Here is a 24,336-nt window from a genome sequence, read left to right on the forward strand (position 1 = left end):
TCACCTGTTTGCCCTGTGCCAGCTGAACCAGGCCGCCGGGGTGCGGTGTTCTCCGGTCGAGCGAAGCGCCGCTCGACGACCGTCACGGGTGTCCCCATCCGGTCCGCCGGCCGACGCTTGGGATCGTCTAGTCGGAGTTCTCCCAGACGAGGACCCCGGGACCATCGGGTGTCACCACTGGAACCCAGGCCTCGTCCACCTCGGAGAGTCGGGATTCGTCGAGCATGAGCGGCGCAGGGAAGAGGTCGTCCCGGTTCGCGGAGCCGAAGACGTGGAAGGCGACCGCTGCCCTCAGCCGATCGAGCAGGTCCGCCGGCCAGTCCAGCCCTCTGGCCCCGGTCCCCTGCAGCTCCCCGACGAAGATCTCCTTCAGCTCGTCGTCCAGCCCCCGCCCGAAGACCGGGATCAGGAAACCCTCTTGCTCGTACCGGATGCAGCCGTACCCCCCACCCTGGTTCTGGTAGACCACGCCGGTAGGTGCCGCCACGATGACGAACACCCAGCCCTGACCGGAACCTGTGTCAAGAGGGTCAAGGAAGACGTGCCGCTTGCCACCGTCTGCATCAGTCACGATCAGGAGGATCGCACGGAAGTGCGAGTCGGCTCACGACCGCCCGGGCTCCGGGTGCGTCGCCGGAGACGGACTGGACGCGCCGGACCATCGACGGCCGCCCCGGCAGGCGCACCTACGCCAGGGCCGAGCCGGCCTTCCACTGCTCCCAGGGCATGTTCCAGCCGTTGAGGCCGTTGTCGGGCGCGATGGTGTGGTCGTGGGAGTGCTTGACGACGACCACGTCGCCGACGAGGGAGTTGTTGTAGAACCACGCCGCGTCCTGCCCGGAGTCGCCGCCGCCCTGGACGTCGTTCAGGCCCACGCAGCCGTGGCTCACGTTGGAGTTCCCGAAGACGGAGTCGTTCGCCCAGTAGTTGCCGTGGATGAAGGTGCCGGAGGTGGACAGGCGCATCGCGTGCGGGACGTCGGGGATGTCGTACTCCCCCGCGTATCCCACGGTGGCGCCGTCCATGCGGGTGGAGATGAGCTTCTGGGAGATCACCATCTGCCCGTTGTACGTGGTGCTGCCCGGTGCGCCGGAGGTGATCGCGATCGTGCGGACGGTGCTGCCGTCGCGCTCGACGCGCATGGTGTGGGCGGCGGCGTCGACGGTGGAGACCTGACGGCGGCCGACGGTGAAGCGGACCGTCTTGTCCTGGGTTCCGTAGGCCTTCGCGGCGCCCTTCACGCCGTCCAGGCGCAGGCTCAGGGTGACCTCGGTGTGCGCCTTCCAGTACGTCTGGGGGCGCAGGTCCAGGCGCTGGTCGCCGAACCAGTGGCCGACGACCTCCTGGTCGCCGTCGCTGGTGACGTGTATGCCGCGTTCGACGGCCGCCTTGTCGGTGACCGGCTTGTTGAAGGTCAGCGACACGGGCATGCCGACGCCGACGGTCGAGCCGTCCTCGGGGGTGAAGGTGCCGATGAGGCGCTCGTCCTTCGTGAGCGTGGTGAAGGACAGGCTCCGGGTCTGTGTCCGGCCGGCTTCGTCCGAGGCGTGGACGACGAGCCGGTACGAGGTGCCGTAGGCCAGGGTGCCGTCCGGGGACCAGCGGCGGTGGTCGGCGGTCACGGTGCCGCGTACCGGATCTCCGGCCGCGGTGGTGAGGGTGACGGACGAGATCTTCCCGCCGGAGACCTCGACGTCGCCCGCGCTGCGGATGGATGCGTGCCGTTCGCCGTCGGTGGCGCCCGTGGTGAGGCGGAAGGCGGCCGACGCGGCGCGCAGTTCGGGAGAGGAGGCCGTGGACGGCGCCGTCCCTTGCGCGGCGGGCGCGGTGGCGGGCTGCTGGCCCGCGCAGGCGGTGAGCACCGACGCCCCGGCGACGGCAAGGGCGATCACGGTGCGGTGGGGAAGGGATGACACGCTTACTCCTGTGGACCGCGGAACTGTCATCGGGCGAGGGAGGCCGCGTCGCCCATGACGACGACGGGGTGGTCGGCGGGGTCGAGGGCCCGCAGCAACTGCTTCATGTGTGCCTTGGAGACGCTGACGCACGCGTGCGTGGGGCCGCCGTGGTCGACGTGGATCCATATGCCGCCGCCGCGGTTCGCGCCCATCGGCTGGGCGCCGTTCATCGGCGACGTACCGGGCTGGCGGTTGTAGTTGATGGCGATCACGTAGTCGAAGGAACCGGCGAGCGGTTCGCCCAGGAAGCCGACGTCATTGATGGAGAAGGCACCGGAACGGTGGTAGGGCAGCTTGGTGCCGGGGTCGGCCAGGAGTCCGCCGGCGTCGGTGAGGCCGAACACCCCTATGGGGCTGTGCAGGTCGCCGGCGTAGTGCTCGTCGGTCCAGCCCTTGTAGCCGTTGTGCGCGGCCCATTCCGCGCCCGGACGCCAGCCGCCGTCGACACGCTCCCAGAGCACGACCTTCGAGGACGACGACTTCTTGCCGGCTCCCGTGACGAGGACAACCTGCCGGGTGCGGGCCGGGATCTGCGACAGCGTCTTGGGGCCGAGCCCCGGCAGTTGGGCGGGGTACTGCGGCTTCGGAGGCTTCGGCGAGCCCGTCGTCCGCGGTGTGGCGGGGGCGCCCGCCGGCTGGCCCGTCGCCGGGTCGGGGGCGTCTTGGACGACGGAGGCCGTCTCGGGGGAAGGGGTGGGGTTCGCCTCGGGCAGGTGCTGGTAGGCGGCGATGCCGAGCGAGGAGACGATGACCGCCGCGGTCGCCGATATGTAGGGCCTGTGGAGGCGCATGGGTGCTGGCTTTCTCACGAGGGCGGGAAGTCGGGGGCGGCCCCGTGGCGGGGCGCGCGGTTCCGGCCGGGGACCGGATGGTGTCGGTGGGTGATGCGGCACGCCGGACATCGGCGCCCGTGTCATGGGCGCGGCCCTGGGCCGCGAAGGGGGTCTCACACCCGTTCAACCGGGCGGACTCCAGTTCGGGTTGCCCGGATGTCGGGGACCCGGGCCGGGACGCCGGGGACACGGGACATGCCGGTCATGCCGGCCGGCGCCCGGGGATCGGCCGCGGCGCGTCAGCGGCGGATCCCCGGGGCCGTCAGTCGGTGCTCACCGGGGGCGGGTCACCTTTGTGTCTGTTTGTGCGTGCTCCTGGTGGGCCGGGCAGAGCTCGGCCCCGGGCTCAGCTGCGGGCGTTCTTCGGCACGGTGATCTGGTGCTCGCCCCAGCTCATCCTGGTCGTCGCGTTGTAGTTGACCGTCGTACCGGCGCCGAGCCCGGCTTCCTCGGCCCGGGCGGACGGCTCGGCCAGTACGAGCACGTCACTGAGCATGGCGCCGGTGGACGGGTCCACGATCAGCCGCTCCCGCGTCGTGCCCAGCGGTCCCGGGTAGCTGATGGGGAAGTCGACCCCGACACCCTCGCGTCCCAGGGGATCGGTGACCTGCCCGGTCACCCGGACTCCGGGCAGCTCCGCCATCACCCGGTACGCGGCCGCCCGGACGGCGGGCTTCACGGGCATCGTGATGAGGTCGCCGGCCTGGCGCAGGATCCAGGCGCTGCGCGCCGAGGCGCCGGTGTCGGCGCCGCCGTCCTGCGCGTACAGCCGCTCCAGGTAGTGGCGCAGTTCCGCGCTGGTGGAGGGCAGTGCGCGAAGGTCCTTGTAGGTGACGTTGTGCGGGCCGACGGCGTAGATCTTGTCGTCGACGTTCGTCCGCATGACCATGGGCCGCCGCGCGGTGCCCATCATCGTCGCGAGCTTGCCGGTCCCGTTCTTCTTCCCGACCTGGAACTCCACCGTGCCGGGCGAGCCCGCGGCCTGCCAGCGGGCCTTGTCGGCCGCGGTCCGGGGCTCGGTCACGGAGTCCAGGCCGGAGACCATCAGGCTCCCGGTTCCGGGCCGCACGCCCACCGACCACTCGTCGGTCGACGCGCTGCGCACGGCGAAGAGGTGGCCCTCGTCACCGGCGACGTCCACGTTCTCCGAGCGCGTGGTCGTCTGCCAGTACGTTCCCTCGGCGACCGAGGTCTCCGCCTGCCTGGCCGCGCTGAGCAGTTCGATGTGGCCGTCGACACGGATGTCCGCGCCGGTGCCCGGGACCTCCGTCCCGGCGGAGGACCGCGGCTGGGCGGCCTGCCGGTCCGCCGGCTCCTGCCAGTCGAGTGCGCCCACGGCCACCACGGACGCCGCCACGGCTGCCAGGGCCACCGCTCCCAGCGGCCGGAACCCGCTCCTGCGGCGCGGCGCGAGGAAGCGCACCGCGGGGCCGTCCGTCGCTCCGGCGACGATGCGTGCGAGGTCCTCCCGCTGCCGCGCGGGGTCCACGAGCCGGGACGGGTCCAGTTCGTCGGGCCGTGCGTCCGCGAGCACCTTCATGACGTCGGGCCGCCCGGACGGCTTGTGGGTGTTCTTCACGCGGGTGCTCCTTGGCGGTGAGTGGGGTACGAGGTCTCTGCGGAGGGCGCGGACGGCGGCTCTGCCACGGGCTCCGCCGGAGGCGCCGCGTCCAGGGCCTTCTCCAGCCGGCGGCGCGCCCGGAACAGCCGGACGGTCAGCGTCGCGGTGGTGCAGTCCAGGACCTGGGCCGCTTCCTTGGCGCTCAGGCCGTGCCAGGCGATCAGCGTGAGCAGTTCCCGGTCGGCCTCGGGCAGGCTCGCGAGGGCCTGCAGCGCGTCGTGCCGGTCGGTGACCTGCGCCGCGACGTCACCGCTGTCGGTCCGGGCGCCGCTGCTGATGCGCCGTGCCTCCTCGGCGGCCAGGAGGTACTGGTGGGCGTCCCGGCGACGCAGTTCGCGCACCAGGTTGCGGGCCACGCCCAGGAGCCACGGCAGTGCCGGATGAGGGATGTCCCGCACCCGCCGCCAGGCGACGGTGAACGTCTCGCTGGTGATGTCCTCCCCTACCTGCCGTCCGACCAGGCTGGTGGCGTAGGCAAGTACACGCGGATGGCACTCCTCGTAGACGTCCCTGAAGCGCTGGGCATGTGTCACGCGCCGTCCCCTCATCTCTGCTCTCTCACCATGCAGTGAGCGCCGAGGCGCGTTTCTTACATCCCGGATCGAGAATTTCCATGGATGTGGTCCACATCACGCCGGGGACCCGGAGCCTGACACCGCCTGACCCCGAAGCCGTCGGGACGGCGGGGATCCGCCGCCCCCGATGGCTGGGGGGCGGCGGATCCCCGCCGTCACGCACCGCCGGTGCCGGCGGTCAGTAGCCCGCGGTCAGGGCGCCGTCGATGGCGAGGGCCGCGCCGGTGATGAACGGACTCTCGTCACTGAGCAGGAAGGCGGCGAAGGCGGCGATCTCCGCCTCGTCCGCGGCGCGGCCGGTCGGCTGCTGGTTGAGGAGGGCGCTCGCGGCCTCCGGGTTGCTTGCGGTGAAGCCCTGCCACAGGGGGGTGTTGACCAGGCCGGTCACCAGGGCGTTGACCCGTACGCCGTGCTTGGCCGCGTCGAGCGCCGTGGAGCGGGTGAGGCCCACGACGCCGTGCTTGGCGGCGGAATAGGCGGCGGCGCCCGGGTCGCCCACCACTCCGACGACGGAGGCGTTGTTGACGATGGAGCCGCCGCCGCTGGCGACGATCGCGGGGATCTCGTGCTTGAGGCTGTGGAAGACACTGGTCAGGTTGAGGGCGATGACGCTGTCCCAGAAGGACGCGTCGATGTCCCCGATCGCGCCCTGACTGTTGCCGCCTCCCGCGTTGTTGAAGGCGCCGTGCAGGCCGCCGAATTCCGTGACGGCGACATCTACCAGGTGCGCGACCTCCTCCTCGACGGTCACGTCCGTCGGGACGAACAGGGCCGTACCTCCTTCCCGGGTGACCTCCGCGGCGGTGGCCTCGCCGCGTTCCTTGTCGCGGGCTCCGATGAGCACGGTCGCCCCCTCGGACGCGGCGCGCTTCGCGAAGGCCGCGCCCATGCCGGAGGTGCCTCCGGTGACGATGACGACCTTGGACTGCAGGCGGTGGGACATGGGGTCTCCTTTCGTTGCCCGGCATGGCACGCGTAGGTCACGGGATGCCGGGGGTGGGTGTTCGCGGGACACGGAGCCGCGGGCTTGGCCGGTTCCTCCGTCCCACTGGTCAGTGGACGGGTGCCGGTGTTCCCGGGGCTTCCGCCGTGGCAGGGGTCGCGCTGTGGCCCGGGCGGGGGGCGTTGACCGCGACGAGGGAGAACAGGGCGGCCAGGAGCAGGAATCCGGTGGCCCACCAGAAGGCCGTGCTGAATCCGTGGACCAGCGCGGCATCGGTCGCCGCTCGGCCGTGGCCACCGTGTCCGTGGGTGGCGAGGTAGGCGGTGGTGGAGCCGGCGGCGATGGTGTTGAGCAGGGCGGTGCCGATCGAGCCGCCGACCTGCTGCGAGGTGCCGACCATGGCGGAGGCGACGCCCGCGTCCCGGGGGGCGACCCCGTGGGTGCCCAGGCTCATGGCGGGCATGAAGGCGGTGCCGATGCCGAGGCCGGTGATGATCTCGGCGACGGCGAGCAGGGCGTAGGAGCTGTCCGCGTCCAGCAGGGCGAGCAGGAGCACGCCGACCGCGCTGACGAGGTAGCCGGCGGTCATCAGCAGGCCGGGGCGCATCCTGGCGGACAGGCGGGTGCCGAGGACCATGGAGCCGAAGCCCTGTGCGACTCCCAGCGGCACGAACGCCAAGCCCGCCGCGATCGGGGAGTACCCCTTGACCAGCTGCAGGTAGTAGCTGAGGAAGAGGAACATGCCGAACATGCTCATCACGCCGAAGGCGACCGACAGGTAGGCGCCGGCGCGGTTGCGTCCGGTCAGTACGTGCAGCGGGAGGAGCGGCGACGTGATCCTGCTCTGCGTGATCAGGAAGGCCAGGAGCAGCACCACGCCGGCGAGGAGCATGGTGACGGTGAGCCCGGAGCCCCAGCCGCGGCTCTCGGCCTCGGAGAAGCCGAAGACCAGGGCGACCAGCCCGAGCGTGGCGAGGACGGCGCCGGGTACGTCGATGCGGCTACGTTTCTCCGCGCTGGGGACGTCGTGCACCACGGTGAGGGCGCCGATGATGCCGATGACGGCGAACGGGATGTTGACGAACATCGACCAGCGCCAGTTCAGGTACTCGGTGAGGACACCGCCCAGGAGCAGGCCGAGGACACCGCCCGCGGTGGCGATGGCGCCGTAGATGCCGAAGGCCTTGGCCCGCTCCTTGGCGTCGGTGAAGGTCAGGGAGATCAGGGCGAGTGCGGCGGGCGCGAGCAGTGCGCCGAAGACGCCTTGTCCGGCCCGGGCGACGAGCAGGGTGCCGAGGTTGGCCGCGGCACCACCCAGTGCGGAGGCCAGGGCGAAGCCGACGAGGCCGATGGTGAAGGTCCGCTTGCGGCCCAGCAGGTCGCCCAGGCGGCCGCCCACGATGAGCAGGCCGCCGAAGGCCAAGCCGTAGGCGGTGATGACCCATTGGCGGCCGCCGTCGGAGAAGTGCAGGGCCTGCTGGGCGGAGGGCAGCGCGATGTTCATGACGGCGCTGTCCAGGAACACCATCAGCTGGGCGATGGAGATGAAGAGCAGCGCCGCCCAGCGGCGTGGATGGGGATGGCGCGGACGGGGATGGCTTGGTGCAGGCATGGGAAGGGGGGTCTCTCGTGCGGGAGGAGGGGTGAGGGGAGCTACGGGAGGCGGCGCCCTGTGACGGCACCGCCCCGCGGCCATGTGGGGGGCCGGTCGGTGCGGTGTGCGGGGGGCCTCATGGACGTCGCCCCGCCCCGCCGCCATAAGCGGACCGGGTGGTCATGTTGACCGTAGCACGGAAGCGGACCGGGCGGTCATGTTGCCGGCCACAATGTGACCGGGCGGTCCGGTTGCTCTACAGTGGCCGCGGAAGAGCGGAGGAAGCCATGACGAACCCGGCGGCCAGGCCGATGCGCAGCGACGCGGCGCGCAGCAGGAAACTGCTGGTGAGCGCCGCATCCGAGGCATTCGCCGAGCACGGAACCGAGGTGTCCGTCGCCCAGATCGCGGAGCGGGCGGGGATCGGCAAGGGAACCGTGTTCCGGCACTTCCCCACGAAGGACGATCTTCTGGCGGCGATCGTCTGCGAGAAGATGCACGCCCTCGCCGCGACCGGTGAGCACCTCATGGAGGCCGGGGACCCGGCGGAGGGGCTGCGCGAATTCATGAGCGCCGCCGTCGAGCTGCAGGTCCAGGACCGCGCTTTCTGCCAGGTCGTCCACGGGGTGGCCGATGATCACGCCGAGGTGCGCGAGAGCCAGGAACGGGTGAGCGCCGTCACCGAGGCCCTGACCGACCGGGCCCGCCGGCACGGTGCCGTCCGCCAGGACATGACCGGGCAGGACGTCATGCTGCTGATGAGCGGGATCCCCTTGGCCGTCTCACGTGTGCACACGACGCAACCGCACCTGTGGCGGCGCTACCTGCGCCTGGTCTTCGACGGCATGCAGACCGCCGAAGGCCCCGCCCTGCCGGGCCCCCCGCCCCACGCCGGGACCCCGGACTGACACCGCCGGCACACAGGCGACGGCCGCCGCCCCCTCGTGGGGCGGCGGCCGTCGGGGCGGGGCAGGTCAGTGGGGTGCGGCCGCCGGCTCCAGGACGAAGACCGGGATCTCCCGGTCGGTGTTCTTCTGGTACTCCGCGTAGTCGGGCCACGCCTCCACCGCGCGCTCCCACCACGCGGCGCGCTCGTCGCCCGTGACCTCACGGGCCGTCATATCCTGGCGCACAGGGCCGTCCTGCAGTTCCACCCGGGGGTCGGCGACCAGGTTGTGGTACCAGACCGGGTGCTGAGGGGCGCCGCCCTTCGAGGCCACGACCGCGTAGCTGCCGTCGTGCTCCACGCGCATGAGCGGTGTCTTGCGGATCCTGCCGGACTTGGCGCCCAGCGTCGTCAGGACGATCACGGGCTTGCCGCGCAGCGTGGTCCCGTCGGTCCCTCCGGAACCCTCGTACAGCTCGACCTGGTCCCGGACCCATTGCTCGGGGCTCGGCTGGTACTCACCGACCAAAGGCACGTCGTTCTCCCATCTCGGCATGCGACATCGACAACCTCAACATCCTCACCCACCCCGCACCTTCCCGTCGGCAGCCCCGCTTCGCGCCGCCGGTCCCGCCGCCGATCACCCGGATGGCGGCCGCGCGGCGCCACTGGGCGCCGGGTCCTCGACGTCCGTTCACACGCCCGCGGCACGCGAAATGGCTCTGTCATGTTCCGGCCACATCATCCGTAACAGGCCGCCCTGAAGATCGGCGTGCACACCGGCAGATCGAGAGAGGGCGACTCATGACACAGGGGCAGCCAACAGGACTCGACCGCAGGGGATTTCTGCGCGCCGTCGGCATCACCGGCGGCGCCGGGGCGATGTTCGCCACCATGGGCGCGCTGGGGCTCGCGCCGACCGCCGAGGCGGCCGGACGCGGCGCCGACTTCCGCGCGCCGAACGCGGCCGACTTCCACCTCACCGGACGCAGGGCGGGCAAGGTCGTCGTCCTGGGCGCGGGGCTGGCCGGGCTGACGGCCGCTTACGAACTGGGCAAGGCCGGATACGACTGTACGATCCTGGAGCCGCGCGACAGGCCGGGCGGCCGCAATTACACCGTGCGCGGCGGGGACACCCACACCGACCTCGACGGGCGTACCCAGACCGCCCGGTTCTCCCAGGGCCAGTACCTCAACGCCGGGCCGGCCCGGCTCGCCCAGTGGATGGTCACCCTCGACTACTGCCGGGAACTCGGCGTCCCCATCGAGGTCTTCACCAACGCCAACGCCGACGCGTACATCTACCACGAGTCGGCGGGTATGCCGCCCGGGCAGCCGGTGCGGTACCGCACCGCCAAGGCGGACACCTTCGGCTACGTCAGCGAACTCCTCGCCAAGGCCACCGACCAGGGCGCGCTGGACCAGGAACTGACCGCCCAGGACAAGGAGCGGCTGCTGTCGTTCCTGGAGGGATTCGGCGAGATCGGCGGACGGTCCGAGGGCTGGGCGTACGCCGGCGGCGCCAACCGGGGCTTCACCACCTGGCCCGGCGCCGCCGGCACGCCCGGGAGCCTGCTCGGTGACCTGCCCACGGCCTCCGAGGTCTTCGCCTCGGGTGTCGGGCGGCACTTCGCGTTCGAGTTCGAGTACGACCAGGCGATGCTGATGTTCCAGCCCGTCGGCGGCATGGACCGGATACCCAGGGCCTTCGCCCGCGCCATCGGCGATCACCGGATCCGTTACGGCTGCCAGGCCACGTCGCTGGTGCAGTCGGCCGGCGGCGTCACCGTCGGCTACACCGACGCCACCGGACGGCAGCGGCAGGTCGAGGCGGACTACTGCATCGCCGCCATGCCGCCCCATCTGCTCGCCAAACTGCCGCACAACCTCGGTCCCGACGTGCAGACCGCGCTCACCACCATCCGCCCCTCGTCGGCCGGCAAGATCGGCCTGGAGTACCGCAGCCGCTGGTGGGAGACCGACCACCGCATCTACGGCGGCATCACCGAGACCGACCTGGACCTGTCCCACATCTGGTACCCGTCCTACGGCCACCACGGCAAGCGCGGCGTCATCGTCGGCTACTACAACACCGGGGCCAACGCCGACGCCTACGCCGCCCTGACCCCCGCCGGGCGTGAGGCCCGCGCGGTCATGCAGGGCGTGAAGATCCACGGCGAGAAGTACCGGAGCGAGCTGGCGAACTCCTTCTCCATCGCCTGGAAGCGCGTCCGCCACCTCGAAGGCGCCTGGCACAGCATCCCGGGCGGCACCGACGCCGCCGTGTACAGACCTCTGAACGAACCCACCGGACGCGTCCTGTACGCCGGCGACTGGCTGTCCTACATGGACGCCTGGCAGCACGGCGCCATCCTCTCCGCCCGCAAGGCCGTCACCGCGTTGCACAGCCGCGCCCTGAAGGCCTGACCGCCCGTCGCCACGGGCAAAGGCGCCCGGCCGGGGAGACCCGGCCGAGCGCCCGTCCACGCCGCTCGCGGCCTACTTCGTCAGGTAGGCGTCGACGATCGTCTCGGTGACGGTGTTGCCCTGGCGGTCGGCCGCCTCCGCCTTGAACGAGACGGTGCCGCCGGCCCTGGGGTTGGTGACCTCCAACCGGCCGTCGCGGACGCCCGTCTTCTCCCAGTGGGCGCCCTTGTCGTAGGAGACCCACACCTTGAGGGACTTCAGGTTCCGTCCCTCGGCGGCGCCCTCCACGGTGACCGGCACCCGCACCTTGGCCCGTGCCTTGCCCGTGTTGTCCAGGGACAGCGCGGGGGTGAAGCGCACGACGGAGGTGGGGATCTGGTGGATCCCGTCCGCGTACGCGGAGGAGAACCTCCAGGACGCGGTCAAGCTCGTGGAGACGTCGGCCACCGCTCCGCGGGTGACGGAGGCGGTGAGCCGGTAGTCGGCCCGCTCGTTGTCGGCGACGTAGAAGTAGTCAAAGGGGTAGATGCTCTGGTAGACCCGCTCGCCGTTGCGGTGCAGGGTCGTCAGCGCGCTCAGTCACCAGCTCCGGCTACCCCCACCGCATGCTCGGGCGAAGCGGGCCGGGGGTGCGTTCTTCGGTCGGCGTTGCGTACAGAACGAGGTTGCGTTCGTAGCGGCGTGCCGCGCGGTCGTAGGGACCGGCGCATGTGATCAGTGCCAGCCGGTGGGGGCCGGCGCGTGTGAAGAGGTCACGTGGCAGATGCTCCTGCCGGTACGTGCGCCGGGCGGTGACCCGGTACAGACGTACCTTGGCGTCCGCTCCTGTCACGGTGATGGGGCCTCCCACGGGTATGTCGTACAGTGCGGCGAAGGTGCCCAGCCCGTCTTCGCGGCTGTCGACATGACCCGCTATCAACACCGTGCCGGTCGCCGCGCCCAGCGGGGCCCCCAGTGCCCACCATCCGCCGGTGTGGAGGTTTTCCGGCAGGTCGAGAGCACCGTCTGCCCGGGCGGCGACAGGTACGACGACGGCGTCGAGACCGGCTGGGCCATGGATGCGGGTGGGTGGCGACGACGCCTCTTGGCCGTCAAAGGCGGAGCGGTGCACACCGGCGGGCAGGGTGCCCGAGTCGGTGACGCCCAGTTGTGGCGTTGTCCACGTCAGCCAGCCGGCGGCCGCCGCGCCCAGACCGCAAAGTGTCATCACAGCGGCGGCCGGCCGGTGGCGTTCCACGGGTTCTAGCTCTTCCCGGCCGTTCGGCGGCGGATCCGCAGGAGCCAGGCCGCTCCGCCGGCGGTGAGCAACGCGCCTCCGGCCACGCCGACCATGCCCGCGGTGGTGGCCGAGCCTTGCGCGGCGGCGAACTGGCCCCCGGATCCAGCGTGGACCATGCCGGTGCCCGAGGGGGCGTGGCAGGTGCCGCCGCGGACCATTTCCAGGTGCATTGCCACCACCGGACGGGCGCTGCGGGCGGCTGCCACCACTTCGGCGTTGCTCCCCGCCTTGATCTCCTGGTCGATCAGCGCGAGGGTCTCGCGGTGCCCGACGTCCTCGGCGCTGAGCCATGCCGCGTCGTACGCCGGGCTGCCCGCCTTCGCCTGCACCTCGGCCAGCCCCTTGTCCTGCGCGGCGGATGTGGACGGCGGCAGCGTCACCTTCAGCTTGCCCGCGAGCATCTTCACATCCGCGTCGAGCTTGCTGTGGTCTTGGACGAGCACCTCGCCGACCTGCTTCACGCATGCGCTCGTCGCGTGACCCTGTGCGTCGTTCCCAGCCGCGATCTCGGCGAGGTTCCCTTGGTGGATGTGCGTCAGGAACGTCGTGTCCTGGTCGGTCAGCCCCGCAGCGAACGCCTGGGGCGTTGCTATCCCGGACAATGCCGCCGCTGCCACGGCGGCAGCAAGCAGTCGTGTACGCATCGGTACTGCTCCCTTCGAGCCGGTGGGGCTGCACGGCGGCACCACACCGGTGGTCAGAACGGGGCGCATGGCACAGCGCCCCCGGACAGATGGCTGCCACTCCGGCGCCCCGGCGTACCGATGAAGTCCCGTGGGTCACCCGTCGAGCCGATGTGCGCGTGCGCCGACCGTGAACGACCGCCCAGCCGCATCGCCGGTGCATCGCCCGGTGGTGATCCGGGTGAGTCCGACGGTCGTGTCCCCGGCGCGATCCGTGTCGGACTCCGGCTTCAGGACGAGGAGCAGCCCACGGCTGGTCTGCGGGGCCAGCCGGAGCCCCGGGCGATGCTGCGTCGCCCGGGGGTTTCACACGCCCGCGTCACTCGGCGTGCCGCGGCGCCCGGTCCTCGGCCGCCGGCAGTGACCGGATGGCGCGGCCGCTCACCTCACGCGGCACGACGCGGATCCACAGCTCCCGCGTCCCTCCGGGCCAGGGCTCGGCCCCGGGACGCCGGGCGAGGGACTCCACGACGGCGGCGTCGGTGATCCGGTCGGCGGTGCCCGCCACCAGGACGCTCCAGCCGACACGGCTGGCCTCGTCGACGTGGTCGGTCTCGAAGGCGAGCTTCGTGCCGGACGCGACCGCTGCCGCGCCGGCCGGATCCGTCCGGTAGACGACCGTTCGCCCATCCACGAGGAAGTTGACCGGCACCAGCACGGGAGGCTCGTCGCCGGTGTCCGGCTCCGGCGGATGGGCCACCCGGCCGATGCCGTGCGTGCCCAGCCGTTCCCAGCACTCCTGCTGGGACAGCCGCTGCAGCACCGGACGGGCCGCCGGTCCGCCCCGTCCGGGCGGCGCCTCGCGCGAGCCGAGCGCCAGCTCCTCGTACGACACCCCCAGCACGGCTGCCAGCCGCATCAGCGCGGCGGGGTCGAAGCCGGTGCCGAGCTCCTCGACCTGCTGCAGGTACACGATCGACATCCCGGCCTTGGTGGCCAGCTCCTCGCGGGACATGCCCAGCTGCTCCCGTCGCACCGCGACGCGGCCGGCCACGCTCTCACCGTCGAAGGAGCCGCCGCCCGCCGAGCCGGGCCGGTCCGGACCACCCATCACTGCCGCTCACCACCTTCGTCCCGTCTCCTTTCAGCGCAACAGACCCATCGGCAGCCCGCCAGTCCAGGGAGCCGTCCCCCGGCCGGAAACGCCCGGGAGGCGGTGTCAGGCGAGGGCGGGTTCGCGCTTGACCGGGGCGAGGCCCCCGGCCCGGGACAGGAGCTGGACGCAGGCGGCACAGAGCAGGCCGGTCATGGTCAGCGTCAGCCAGGGGAGCCACGGCCTGCCGCTGTGGTCGGCGAGGTCCCAGATGGCGCCGGTGGCGAGGTTGCCCAGGGTGATGCCCAGGCCGGAGACGGTGTTGTACCAGCCGTAGTGCGTGGCGACGAGGCGCTCTCCGGAGAGGGTGACGATGGTGTCCATCTCAAAGGGGTAGACCACCGCGCTGCCCACGGCCAGGACCGCGACGGCGACCACGAGCAGGGCCACCGCGAGACCCGCGTCGAACGGCCCTCCGGACGGGTCGGGGCTCATGGCCAGGGGCGTGAAGGCCAGGCCCATGAGGAGGATCCCGCCGACGATGGCCTGCGGTCCGGTCCAGCGGGCACGGACCCACCCGGTGATGCGGAGCTGGCCGAGGACCGACACGACCGCCGAGACGATGAACAGGCCGCTGGTGACGGCCTGTCCGCCGGTGCCGAGGAGTGCGTGGGCCTGCAGGGGCAGCGCCAGGTAGACCTGGAAGGACAGCACGTACGAGCCGACCATGGCCAGGGCGAACAACATGAACGGCCGGTTGCCCAGCACCTGCCGCCAGGAGCCGAGGACGCCCGCCGCCGCGCTGGGGCCGGTACCGCGTTTCGGCCGCCGGTCGGGAAGGGCCCGGCACTGCAGGACGGTCAGCACGGCGAAGACGGCCGCGGCCGTCAGGCACACGGCGCGGAAGTCCAGGGCGAGCAGGGCCAGGCCGACCAGCGGGCCGATCAGGACGCCTGCCTGGTAGAAGACGTTGAACAGGGCGAAGCCCTCCACCCGCCGCTCTCCGGCCTCCACGGCCAGATAGGCGCGGACCGCCGGGTTGAACAGCGCGCCCGCGAACCCCGCGGCGGCCGAGGCCGCGACCAGCGCGGGCAGGGAGTCGACCAGCCCCAGCAGCGCGAAGCCGAAGGTGCGCAGGGTGCAGCCCATCACGATGGGTGTCTTGTAGCCGAAGCGGTCGGCGATGGTGCCGCCGAGCACGAACATGCCCTGCTGGGAGAAGTTCCGTACGCCCAGGACGAGGCCGACGGCCCAGGCGGCCAGGCCGAGGCCGCCGGCCAGGTGGTCGGCGAGGTAGGGCATGAGCATGTAGAAGCCCAGGTTGATGGCGAACTGGTTGGCCATCAGCAGCCGGGCCGGAGTGTCGAAGGAGCGGGCCTGCCGCCACAGCCCCCTCACCGGGCGGCCTCGAAGGACAGGCCGCCGAGTTCGCCGTCCGGCGCGTCGGCCAGCGGGTCCACCACGGTGGTGCAGCGGGTCCAGCGGTCGACCACGGTCTCGCCCGGGTGGGCGATCTCCTGCGGGTCCTCGGCCGGTTCGTGGTGGAGCAGGCCGTGGCCCCGGCAGTACGCGTCGTCGAAGACGGTGCCGACGTAGCGTTGCGGGCCGTCGGGGAAGATCGTCACGATCCGGGTCTCGGCCGGCAGCGTACGGGCCAGCCAGCGGGAGACCAGGGCGACCGCGCCGACGCTCCAGCCGCCGCTGGCGTAGTGGTCGCGGGCGAGGCGCCGGCAGGCCCACACCGCCTCGCCGGCGGCGACCCAGTGCACCTCGTCGAAGGCCGCGTAGTCGACGTTGCGGGGATGGATGCTGCTGCCCAGGCCCCGCATGAGCCGGGCGGCGGGCGGCTGGCCGAAGATCGTCGACCCCGTGGTGTCGACACCGACCAGCCGCAGGTGCGGGAAGAACGCGCGCAGCGGGCCGCTGACCCCGGCCGAGTGTCCTCCGGTGCCGACACTGGCGACCAGGACGTCGATGCGGCCGAGCTGGGCGACGAGTTCGTGGGCGAGGGCCGCGTAGCCGGCGACGTTGTCCGGGTTGTGGTACTGGTCCGGGCACCAGGCGGTCGGATCGGCCGCCAGGAGGTCCCGCACCCTGTCGCGGCGGGCCTGCTGCCACCCGCCGACGGCGTGCGGTTCGGCGACGATGTCGACGGTCGCTCCGTAGGCGGTGAGCAGGGAGACCATGGGCGGTTCCATGCCGGGGTCGGTGACCGCCGTGACCGCGTGTCCGTGCACGGCCCCCGCGAGGGCGAGCCCGAGGCCGAGCGTCCCGCTGGTGGACTCCACGATGCGGGCACCGGGGAGGAGTTCACCGCGGGCGCGGGCCGCCTCGATCATGTACAGCGCGGAGCGGTCCTTGATGCCGCCGGGGTTGAAGCCCTCGAGTTTGGCCCAGAAGCCGCGGCCGTCGGGGACGAAGGGCGATCCGACCCACAGCACGGGCGTGTTGCCGACCAGTCCGGCCGGAGTGCGGCGCGGGGGCGCGGTGGCGGCGAGGAGCGCGGCCGGGGACGCGGGCGTGCCGGGGTGAGGGAGGGTGCTCATACGGGTTTCTCCTGCGGCCGTCGCCGTGGCGCGGCCGTTGCTCGTACGGATCCGGGGGCGCGTGCAGCCGTGCCCGCTGCGCGCTGCGCGGTGCGCGGTGCGCGGTGCGCGGTGCGCGGTGCGCGGTGCGCGGTGCGCGGTGCGCGGTGCGCGGTGCGCGGTGCGCGGTGCGCGGTGCGGCGGGCGGGGCTGGGGCCCTGTCAGGTCCGCGATACGCAGAGCAGACTCAGTGTTCCGGGGCCGGAACGGGCGGGTGCGCAGGGCCGTCCGGCGCCTGCGGCCCCGGCCTTCGGGGGGTGGATGGCCGGCGCCGGTACGGCAGGCGCCGACCCGATGCCGGAAACCGTGGGGGTGTCGGCCAGTCGGGGGCGGGGATCGGGGAGCCGGTCGAGTGCGACTCCGCACAGGGCGTGGTGGTCGGCGGGCGGTCCGTCGCCGCGGGCGACGTCCTGGTCCGGGCGTGTCGCGGCGTCCTGTGGCTGGCACGGGGCCGCCGCGGCGGGACCGGCGGTGAGGGTGTCGCCACCGGTGCGGTCCGGCCCGTGCGCGCAGGCCACCAGGTGGATGCTCGTGAACACGAGCACGCCCAGCAGCAGGAGCACTCCGCGGAAGGAGATGCGCCGACCCGCTCGCCACGTCATGTCACGGATCGTAGTCGATCAGTTGCCTTGTGCGGTGAAAGGCCCGCGCCGCGGACCCATTTCATCGGGCCGGCAGGTCGAGCAGCCGGAAGCGACCGGGCGGGACGGACCAGGTCCGGCCGCCGAGGCGGACCCGGAGCGGTGCCCCCGCGGAGGCGGGGACGGCGACGCTGACGCGGCCTCCGTCGACGTGGATCCGCACGCCCCAGTGACCGCGGTAGCGGACCGTGAAGGCGAAGCGCGACAGTTGCGGCAGCGGTGCCGGATCGAGCCACAGGGCGTCCTCACGGGCTTCCAGACCGGTCAGGCCCCGCTGGACGAGGTCGAGGGTGCCGGCCATGGCACCCAGGTGGATGCCTTCCTCGGTGGTGCCGCCCTGGACGTCGGTGACGTCCCCGAGCAGTGCCTCCTGCGCGCAGGACCATGCGTCGGCCCGGTGGGCCCGGGTCAGCACCCAGGCGTGCACGACTCCGCTGAGGGTGGATCCGTGGCTGGTGCGCCGCAGGTAGTGGTCGACGGTGGACCGCCATGTGCCGTCGTCCAGCCGGTACCCCAGGCGCCCGAACAGGCGGTGCAGTTCGGTGGGTGGGAACAGGTAGCCCAGCATGAGTACGTCGGCCTGCTTGGACGCCTGGTAGCGGTTGACGGAGTCCCCCTCTGCCTCCAGGATCCGGTCCAGCCGGCGGATGTCCCCGTACCGGGCCCGGTAACCCGCCCAGTCCAGCTCCTCCAGTCCGTCGTAGCCCGCGAACTGGCTGATCACGCCGGCGTGCCAGGGGACGTACAGCTTGCGCGAGACGTCCTCCCAGCGCTCCGTCTCCTCCGGGCCGAGCCCCGTCCGCTCGCGGAGTTCGTCGCGGCGCGGCGCGGGGAGAGTCCGCCACAGCTCCAGGGTCCGCTCCAGTACCCAGGCGGCGGTGACGTTGGTGTAGGTGTTGTCGTCGACTCCGGGCGTCGCGGAGCCGGGGTAGGCGTCGTGGTACTCGTCGGGTCCGACGACGCCGCGGATGCGGTAGCGGCCGCCGGTGTCGTAGTCGGGGTCCCAGGTGGCGCGGCAGGCCCAGAAGCGGGCGATCTGCAACAGCATCTCGGCGCCCTTGGTGTACAGGAACTCCGTGTCGCCGGTGGCCTGGCCGTACCGCCAGATGTTGTACGCCACGGCGGAGCCGACGTGGTGCTGGAGCCGGGTGTGGTCCGGTAGCCAGCGTCCCGAGCGCGGGTTGAGGTGGAGGGTCTGGGTCTCCTCGCGTCCGTCGCTGCCGCTCTGCCACGGGTACATCGCCCCCGTGCACCCCACCTGTTCCGCCGCCCGGCACGCCTCCTCCAGACGGCGGTGGCGGTACTCCAGCAGCGCCCGGGACACCTCGGGGAAGTGCAGGTCGAGGTAGGGCAGGACGAACAGTTCGTCCCAGAAGACGTGTCCGCGGTAGGCCTCTCCGTGCAGTCCCCTGGCGGGCACGCCCACGTCCAGCCCGGCGGTGTGCGGGGAGAGGGTCTGCAGGACGTGGAAGGCGTGCAGCCGCAGGATCCGTCCGGCTTCGCCGGGCACGTCCAGGCCGGCGCGGCGCCACAGCCGCGCCCAGGCGGCGGTGTGCGTGGCGAGGAGGCCGGCGAAGTCCGGGGCCCGTTCAACACGGTCGAGGGCGGCGTGCAGCGGGTCGCTGATCGCCGGGTCCCGGGAGGTGTGCAGGGCGACGGTCTTCTCGACGACCGCCGGCCGGTCCGGCGCGACCGGGACGGTCAGCCGGTGGACCACGGTGCGCTCCCCCGGCTCCAGTGTCCGTACGGCCGTCGGAGACGTCGTGGCGCGTGTCCGCGCGGCGAGCGCGATGCGGATGTCGGAGGCGGTGGTACGGCACCGCAGCCAAACCGTGTCCGGTTCGGAGGTTCCGGTGTGCATCCGGGTGAGGTGACGGCCGTTCAGGTCCTGGTAGCGGACAACACCTGCGTTGCCGACGTCGCCGTCGAGCGCGGACTCGACCTCCAAGTCGGCGGACCAGTCGCCCTCCGCGCGGAAGACGGTGCGCAGTGCGGCGAGGTGCGGGTCGTGCATGTGCACCAGCCGGGTCTGCTCGACGGCGAGGACCCGCCCGCGCGGGTCACGCAGCCGGAACGTCCGCGTCAGGGTGCCGCGTCGGAGGTCGAGGTCCTGCCGGTGCTCCAGCAGTGAGCCGTCGTCGGGGGCGAACCACGCCCCGCCGTCGCCGATCCTGAACCGCAGGGGCAGCCAGTTGGGCAGGTTGACCAGGTCCTCGTTCTGCACCTTCCGCCCGGCGACGGTGGAGTGGAGCCTGTTGTAGCACCCGGCGACGTAGGTGCCGGGGTAGTGGTGGGGGCCGGCCACGGTCTCCGGGGCGGCGCCGCGGGTGGCGAAGTAGCCGTTGCCCAGGGTGCACAGTGCCTCGCGCAGGCGCTCCTGGGCGGGGTCGTAACCCTCGTACGACCAGGTCCACTCCCCCATCGTCACCCCTCTCCAGGGAATCCGGCGGCCGGGCCGGGCCCGCCGCGCGGACCCTCCTGCGCCTCGGGGTCGTGCGACAGGCCTTCCTCTCCAGTCTCCCTTCGACCCAGCTGCCCCGCCCCGGGAGCGGGGCAGGGCCGGCTCAACCGCGGATCACGCGGGCTGGGGGACGAGGGCGACCGGGCACGGGGCGTGGTGGATCACCGCATGGTTGACGGGCCCGAGCTGGAGCCCGAAGGGGCTGTTGCGTCGACGGGCGCCGACGACCAGCAGGTCGGCGTCGTCCAGCGTCGAGAGCAGGACCTTGCGGGCATGGCCCTCCTGCACGTCCCGGTGGTAGCGCACGCCGGGGCGGGCGGTCGCCGCGGCCCGCAGGGCCTGGTCAAGGTGTTCCTCTGCACGACGTTGGTGGGTCTTGGCCGCCTCGTCCTCGTAGCCGTACTCGGCGCTCCCGCCCGGCGGCATCCGCCAAGCGTGAACGGCCCGCACACCGCATCCGCGCAGTTGGGCCTCGTGGAAGGCGAACTCCACGGCGGCGGCGGAGTTCTCGTCCGGCCCTACACCGAGCACGATCCAGCCCTGGCCGGAGCCGGTGTCCCGTTCCTCTCGGTCGCCCCTCACCACGATCACCGGGCATTCCGCACGGCCTGCCAGGGTCAGACCGACGGAGCCCAGCAGCAGGCCCGCCATGTCACCGCGGCCACGGTGGCCCACCACCACGGCGGTGGCGCGGGTCGCTTCGCGCAGCAACGCGTACGTGGAGTCCTCGGCGAGGACCTCGGCCGACACCTCGAGGCCGGGGCGGCGCAGGCCGGCCCGCTCCCGTGCGGAACTCGCGATGTGCTGGGCCAGAATCTGCGCTTCGGGAGGTACCCGGCTGAAGGAAGGGGCCCGTCCCTCGTACCGCTCCCACAGGGAGGCGTGCACGATCCGCAGCGGCAGCCCGCGTACCTCGGCCTCGTCCGCGGCCCAGTCGACCGCCTTCAGGGCGGCATCCGAGCCGTCGGTGCCCACGACCAGGGGAAGCGTCATGGCTTCCACCGCCTCTCGATGGTGGTTCCCGTACTGACGACCCTGCCGGTCGGTGCCCCATGCGCACATGGGCCAGTCGGCCCGTCCCAGGAGACCCTCGGCCGTACCGGTGGCCCCACCGGCCCATGCGGGGCACGGTGGAAACGACCGACAGTGGACCTGACGAGGCGGGGCCCGTCCACGGCGGACCCGGCCTGAGACGACAGTGCAGGGAGGCGGGGAGATGTACCACCGCAACGTCGGCGATCTGATGACCAGGGCAGTCGTATCGGCGCGGCCGGATACGCCGTTCAAGGAGATCGCGAAGCTGCTGGCGGAACACGACGTCACGGCCGTTCCCGTCGTGGACGAAGGGAACCGGCCGGTGGGCGTGGTGTCCGAGGCGGACCTGCTGCACAAGGAGGCGGGGCAGCCGGATCCGACCGGCCTGCTGCCGGCCCGGCATCCGCGGCCGGGCGAGCGTTCCGGCCTCGCCGCCACGACCGCGGAGGGGCTGATGAGCAGCCCGCCCGTCGTCGCGCGGCCCGAGTGGTCCGTGGTCGAGGCGGCCCGGGTGATGGAGCGTCGAGGGGTGAAGCGGCTGCCGGTGGTGGACGAGACGGGCCGACTGGTGGGGGTGGTCAGCCGCGCCGACCTGCTCCGGGTCTTCCTGCGCAGGGACCGCGCCATCCGTGAGGAGATAGCCGGTGACCTGCTGGTGAAGACGCTCGGGCTCGCCCCCAACGCCGTCACGGTCCAGGTGGTCGACGGAAAGGCCACCCTCGAGGGCGTGGTGGATCGCCGCAGCCTCGTGCCGGTGGTCACCGAACTGTGCCGCGGCGTCGACGGCGTCGTCGACGTCGAGGCCCGGCTGGGCTACAAGGCGGACGACACCGTCCGGCCCGCCCCGGCGCACCGCTGACCCTGCGGGAGCAGGCAGTGGACGGTGCCGTGTCCTCGCCCTCCACGAGCTCTCGTCTGGCGCCGGGCCGCGCGTTCCGGACAGGGCACCGCCTGACCCTCGTCCGCCCCGGCCGGCGCCGGATGAGGGGCCTTTCGGCCCCCGTCGGAGCCCCGGCCGACCCCTGGGAGCACCTCGGTCCCCGCCCGATGGTGGGGGGGGAGCCGAGGAGAGGGGAACAGCGATGACGGACACCGCGTTGCGCCGGCCGCATCCGGCCCACGCGCTGCTGGCGGACGGCAGGACCGTGGAGATCCGCGCCGCGGGGCCGGACGACCACGACCGGGTCGAGCACCTGTACGCACGGATGTCGCCGGAGAACGTGCGGTTGCGCTTCTTCTGCGTGGGCCGGCGTTCGGGACAGCTCGCCGCCGACCGTCTCCACGAACCCGCCCGGCCTGGTCGGCTGACCTTGCTCGCGCTGCTCGGCGACCGGCTAGTGGGCCTCGCCGAGTACGTCACCGGACAGGACTCCCAGGCGGCCGACGTCGCTCTGGCCGTGGCCGACGACGTCCACCACACCGGCGTCGGAACCCTGCTGCTGGAGCACCTGGTGCACGCGGCCCGCTCCGACGGCATCAAGGTCTTCGAAGCCGACGCCCTCGCGGACAACCACGCCGTGCTCAAGGTCTTCGCAGATCTGGGGCTGCGGACCGCCCGCCACTTCGACGGCCCCGAAGTGCACTGCACCATCCGTCTCGATGCCGACGAGCGGTACCTGGCGGCCTGTGACGAACGAGGCCGTGGCGCCGATACCGCAAGCATGCGGCCGCTCCTGCGCCCGCGCTCGGCGGTGGTCGTCGGGGCCGGCACCAAGCCGTCGTCGGTGGGGCGGGCGGTCCTGCGCAACCTGCTGCGCGGCGGCTTCACCGGTCCTCTGTACGCGGTCAACCCTCACGCCGGCACCATCGCGGACGTTCCCGCGTACCCGTCCGTGGCCGACCTGCCGCAGGTTCCCGAGCTGGCCGTGCTCGCCGTCCCGGCCGCGGCGGTGCCGGAGGTCGCGCGCCAGTGTGGTGCCGTCGGGGTGCGCGCGCTGGTCGTCGTCACCTCCGGGCTGGACTCGGGCCAGGCCGTGGCGCTGCTCGGTGCCTGCCGCCACTACGGGATGCGCCTGGTCGGCCCGAACTGCCTCGGCATCGCGAACACCGAGGAGGGCGTATGGCTGGAGGCCACCTTCGCCGCGCACCGGCCGCTGCCCGGTACCGCCGGTGTCGCCGTCCAGTCGGGTGGGGTGGGCATCGCGCTGCTCGGCGGCCTGGCCCGGCTGGGCATCGGGGTCTCGGAGTTCGTCTCGCTCGGCGACAAGTACGACGTCAGCGGCAACGACCTGCTGCAGTGGTGGGAGGGCGACGGCCGCACCGACATGGCGCTGCTCCACCTGGAGTCCTTCGGCAACCCGCGCGCCTTCTCCCGCACCGCCCGCCGGGTGGCACGCGTCATGCCCGTGCTGACCGTCGACGCGGGCCGTTCCGTGGCCGGGCGGCGTGCCGCGGCCTCGCACACGGCTGCCGCCGCGACGCCGACGATGACCCGGCAGGCGCTGTTCACCCAGGCGGGGATCATCGCGACGCGCACGATCGGCGAACTCCTCGAGACCGCCGCTCTCCTGCACTCGCAGCCACTCCCCGACGGCACCCGTGTCGCCGTGGTGTCCAACGCGGGTGGCGCCGGGGTACTGGCGGCGGACGCCTGCCAGGAGGCCGGGCTCTCGGTGCCCGTCCTGCCGGACGCCCTGACCCGGGAACTGCTCGGTCTGCTGCCCTTGGGTGCGAGCGCCGCCAATCCGGTGGACACGACCGCCGCGGTGGGCGAGAGCGAACTGCGCGCCTGCGTGGACCGGCTCGCCGGCCACCCGTCCGTGGACGCCGTACTGCTCGTCCTGGTCCCCACCGCCCTGGCGGCGGCGACCGGTGACGACCCGGTGCGGGCCCTCACGCACGGCCTTGGCGACGGCCGGGCCGCAACCGTGGCCGCGGTCCTGCTCGACCAGCCCGAGGGCGTACGACTGCTGCACACCGCAGGCGGTGGGGCGGTGCCCGCCTACAGTGATCCGCGGGCTGCGGCGCAGGCACTGGCCCACGCGGCGGCGCGGGCCCGCGGGCTGGCCCGGCCGCCGGGCACCGTCCCCGCCCTGACGGGCACCGACGCGGCCACCGCGAGGGCCTTGGTCGAGGGGTTCCTCGCCGCACACCCCGACGGAGGCTGGCTCGCCCCGTACGCCTGCGCCGAGTTGCTCGACCACTACGGCATCCCGCACGTGGCGCAGGCATGGGCGCGGGACGAGCAGGCGGCCGTGGACGCAGCGACGCGGCTCGCCGGGCCGGGCGGGCGGGTGGCGCTCAAGGCCCACTGGCCGGGCCTGGTGCACAAGAGCGAGCACGGGGCGGTCTTGCTCGACCTCCAGGGCGAGGAGCAGGTCCGCGCCGGGTACCGCGAGCTGGCCGGACGTTTCGGCGAGGTGCTGACGGGCGTACTGGTGCAGCCGATGGCGGGCCGGGGCACCGAACTGTTCGCAGGTCTCGTCCAGGACGAGGTGTTCGGGCCGCTGGTCCTGTTCGGCCTGGGCGGCACCGCCACCGAGGTGCTGGCCGACCAGGCGGCGCGGCTGGCCCCGCTCACCGACCTCGACGTCCACGACCTGATCACCGCGCCGCGGTGTGCCCCGCTGCTGTTCGGTCACCGCGGCAGCACGACGGTCGACCTGGAGGGGCTCGAGCAACTGCTGCTGCGGCTGTCGGCGATGGCGTCCGACCTGCCGCAGCTCGCCGAGGCCGACCTCAATCCCGTGGTCGCCCGCCCGGGCGGCGTGGAGGCCCTCGACGTCCGCATCCGCGTGCTCCCGCGGCACGCCCATGACCCGTACCTGCGCCGGCTTCGGTGA

At 72.6% G+C, this 24,336-nt stretch carries 21 protein-coding genes; 4 read left to right on the plus strand and 17 right to left on the minus strand.

The annotated features are described in order from the left end of the window. Positions 1-127 precede the first annotated feature (127 nt). From AC1VWI_RS01090 to AC1VWI_RS01120, 7 genes are all read right to left on the minus strand, one after another. Positions 128-571: a DUF6210 family protein gene (locus tag AC1VWI_RS01090; RefSeq protein WP_499508959.1), complete on the minus strand. Its 444-nt coding sequence runs from the start codon at positions 569-571 to the stop codon at positions 128-130. 115 nt (positions 572-686) lie between these two features. Next, complete coding sequence (locus AC1VWI_RS01095; RefSeq protein WP_499508960.1) at positions 687-1,946, minus strand: L,D-transpeptidase; 1,260 nt, start codon at positions 1,944-1,946, stop codon at positions 687-689. Beyond that, entirely contained in the window at positions 1,943-2,749 is an 807-nt protein-coding gene (locus AC1VWI_RS01100; RefSeq protein WP_499508961.1) for a L,D-transpeptidase family protein, read from the minus strand. The genes AC1VWI_RS01095 and AC1VWI_RS01100 overlap by 4 nt, the downstream gene beginning before the upstream one ends. 388 nt (positions 2,750-3,137) lie before the next feature. Further along, complete coding sequence (locus tag AC1VWI_RS01105) at positions 3,138-4,370, minus strand: CU044_5270 family protein (protein ID WP_499508962.1); 1,233 nt, start codon at positions 4,368-4,370, stop codon at positions 3,138-3,140. Further along, positions 4,367-4,945 (minus strand): RNA polymerase sigma factor, encoded by a 579-nt coding sequence (locus AC1VWI_RS01110; protein WP_499508963.1) that lies wholly within the window; start codon positions 4,943-4,945, stop codon positions 4,367-4,369. Before AC1VWI_RS01110 ends, AC1VWI_RS01105 begins: the two co-directional genes overlap by 4 nt. A gap of 220 nt (positions 4,946-5,165) precedes the next feature. After that, positions 5,166-5,930 carry an SDR family NAD(P)-dependent oxidoreductase gene (locus tag AC1VWI_RS01115; protein WP_499508964.1) on the minus strand — a complete coding sequence of 255 codons (765 nt, stop codon included), beginning with the start codon at positions 5,928-5,930 and terminating at the stop codon, positions 5,166-5,168. Between the two features lie 109 nt (positions 5,931-6,039). Beyond that, on the minus strand, positions 6,040-7,542 hold the full coding sequence (locus AC1VWI_RS01120; protein WP_499508965.1) for an MFS transporter: 1,503 nt from the start codon (positions 7,540-7,542) through the stop codon (positions 6,040-6,042). A gap of 269 nt (positions 7,543-7,811) precedes the next feature. Between AC1VWI_RS01120 and AC1VWI_RS01125 the strand changes: the two genes are divergently transcribed. After that, entirely contained in the window at positions 7,812-8,432 is a 621-nt protein-coding gene (locus AC1VWI_RS01125) for a TetR/AcrR family transcriptional regulator (protein WP_499508966.1), read from the plus strand. Positions 8,433-8,498: 66 nt separating this feature from the next. Here AC1VWI_RS01125 and AC1VWI_RS01130 read toward each other — a convergent pair whose 3' ends face one another. After that, positions 8,499-8,945 (minus strand): nitroreductase family deazaflavin-dependent oxidoreductase, encoded by a 447-nt coding sequence (locus AC1VWI_RS01130; protein WP_499508967.1) that lies wholly within the window; start codon positions 8,943-8,945, stop codon positions 8,499-8,501. A gap of 269 nt (positions 8,946-9,214) precedes the next feature. On the opposite strand from AC1VWI_RS01130, the gene AC1VWI_RS01135 reads away from it, so the two are divergent. Beyond that, the gene (locus tag AC1VWI_RS01135) at positions 9,215-10,837 is read left to right on the plus strand and encodes a flavin monoamine oxidase family protein (RefSeq protein ID WP_499508968.1); all 1,623 of its coding nucleotides are present in this window, start codon (positions 9,215-9,217) and stop codon (positions 10,835-10,837) included. Positions 10,838-10,909: 72 nt separating this feature from the next. On the opposite strand, the gene AC1VWI_RS01140 is transcribed toward AC1VWI_RS01135, so the two are convergent. The 9 genes from AC1VWI_RS01140 to AC1VWI_RS01180 form a co-directional block, all read right to left on the minus strand. Next, positions 10,910-11,284: a hypothetical protein gene (locus tag AC1VWI_RS01140; protein ID WP_499508969.1), complete on the minus strand. Its 375-nt coding sequence runs from the start codon at positions 11,282-11,284 to the stop codon at positions 10,910-10,912. 145 nt (positions 11,285-11,429) lie between these two features. Further along, positions 11,430-12,074, minus strand: a complete 645-nt coding sequence (locus tag AC1VWI_RS01145; protein ID WP_499508970.1) for a class F sortase — start codon at positions 12,072-12,074, stop codon at positions 11,430-11,432. A 5-nt stretch (positions 12,075-12,079) separates the two neighbouring features. Further along, positions 12,080-12,760 carry a DUF4142 domain-containing protein gene (locus AC1VWI_RS01150; RefSeq protein WP_499508971.1) on the minus strand — a complete coding sequence of 227 codons (681 nt, stop codon included), beginning with the start codon at positions 12,758-12,760 and terminating at the stop codon, positions 12,080-12,082. Positions 12,761-13,118: 358 nt separating this feature from the next. Beyond that, positions 13,119-13,850, minus strand: coding sequence for a helix-turn-helix domain-containing protein (locus AC1VWI_RS01155; RefSeq protein ID WP_499508972.1), 732 nt, complete (start codon positions 13,848-13,850; stop codon positions 13,119-13,121). A gap of 108 nt (positions 13,851-13,958) precedes the next feature. Then, complete coding sequence (locus AC1VWI_RS01160; RefSeq protein WP_499508973.1) at positions 13,959-15,230, minus strand: MFS transporter; 1,272 nt, start codon at positions 15,228-15,230, stop codon at positions 13,959-13,961. Beyond that, positions 15,227-16,378 (minus strand): PLP-dependent cysteine synthase family protein, encoded by a 1,152-nt coding sequence (locus tag AC1VWI_RS01165; protein WP_499508974.1) that lies wholly within the window; start codon positions 16,376-16,378, stop codon positions 15,227-15,229. Before AC1VWI_RS01165 ends, AC1VWI_RS01160 begins: the two co-directional genes overlap by 4 nt. Before the next feature lie 200 nt (positions 16,379-16,578). Next, entirely contained in the window at positions 16,579-17,019 is a 441-nt protein-coding gene (locus AC1VWI_RS01170; RefSeq protein ID WP_499508975.1) for a hypothetical protein, read from the minus strand. Between the two features lie 61 nt (positions 17,020-17,080). Continuing rightward, on the minus strand, positions 17,081-19,480 hold the full coding sequence (locus AC1VWI_RS01175; protein WP_499508976.1) for a glycoside hydrolase family 65 protein: 2,400 nt from the start codon (positions 19,478-19,480) through the stop codon (positions 17,081-17,083). Positions 19,481-19,633: 153 nt separating this feature from the next. After that, positions 19,634-20,512: a universal stress protein gene (locus AC1VWI_RS01180; protein WP_499508977.1), complete on the minus strand. Its 879-nt coding sequence runs from the start codon at positions 20,510-20,512 to the stop codon at positions 19,634-19,636. 223 nt (positions 20,513-20,735) lie between these two features. Between AC1VWI_RS01180 and AC1VWI_RS01185 the strand changes: the two genes are divergently transcribed. Then, complete coding sequence (locus AC1VWI_RS01185; RefSeq protein WP_499508978.1) at positions 20,736-21,413, plus strand: CBS domain-containing protein; 678 nt, start codon at positions 20,736-20,738, stop codon at positions 21,411-21,413. Positions 21,414-21,636: 223 nt separating this feature from the next. Beyond that, entirely contained in the window at positions 21,637-24,336 is a 2,700-nt protein-coding gene (locus AC1VWI_RS01190) for a bifunctional acetate--CoA ligase family protein/GNAT family N-acetyltransferase (protein WP_499508979.1), read from the plus strand.

It is taken from the genome of Streptomyces sp. TOM-9 (assembly GCF_056858595.1).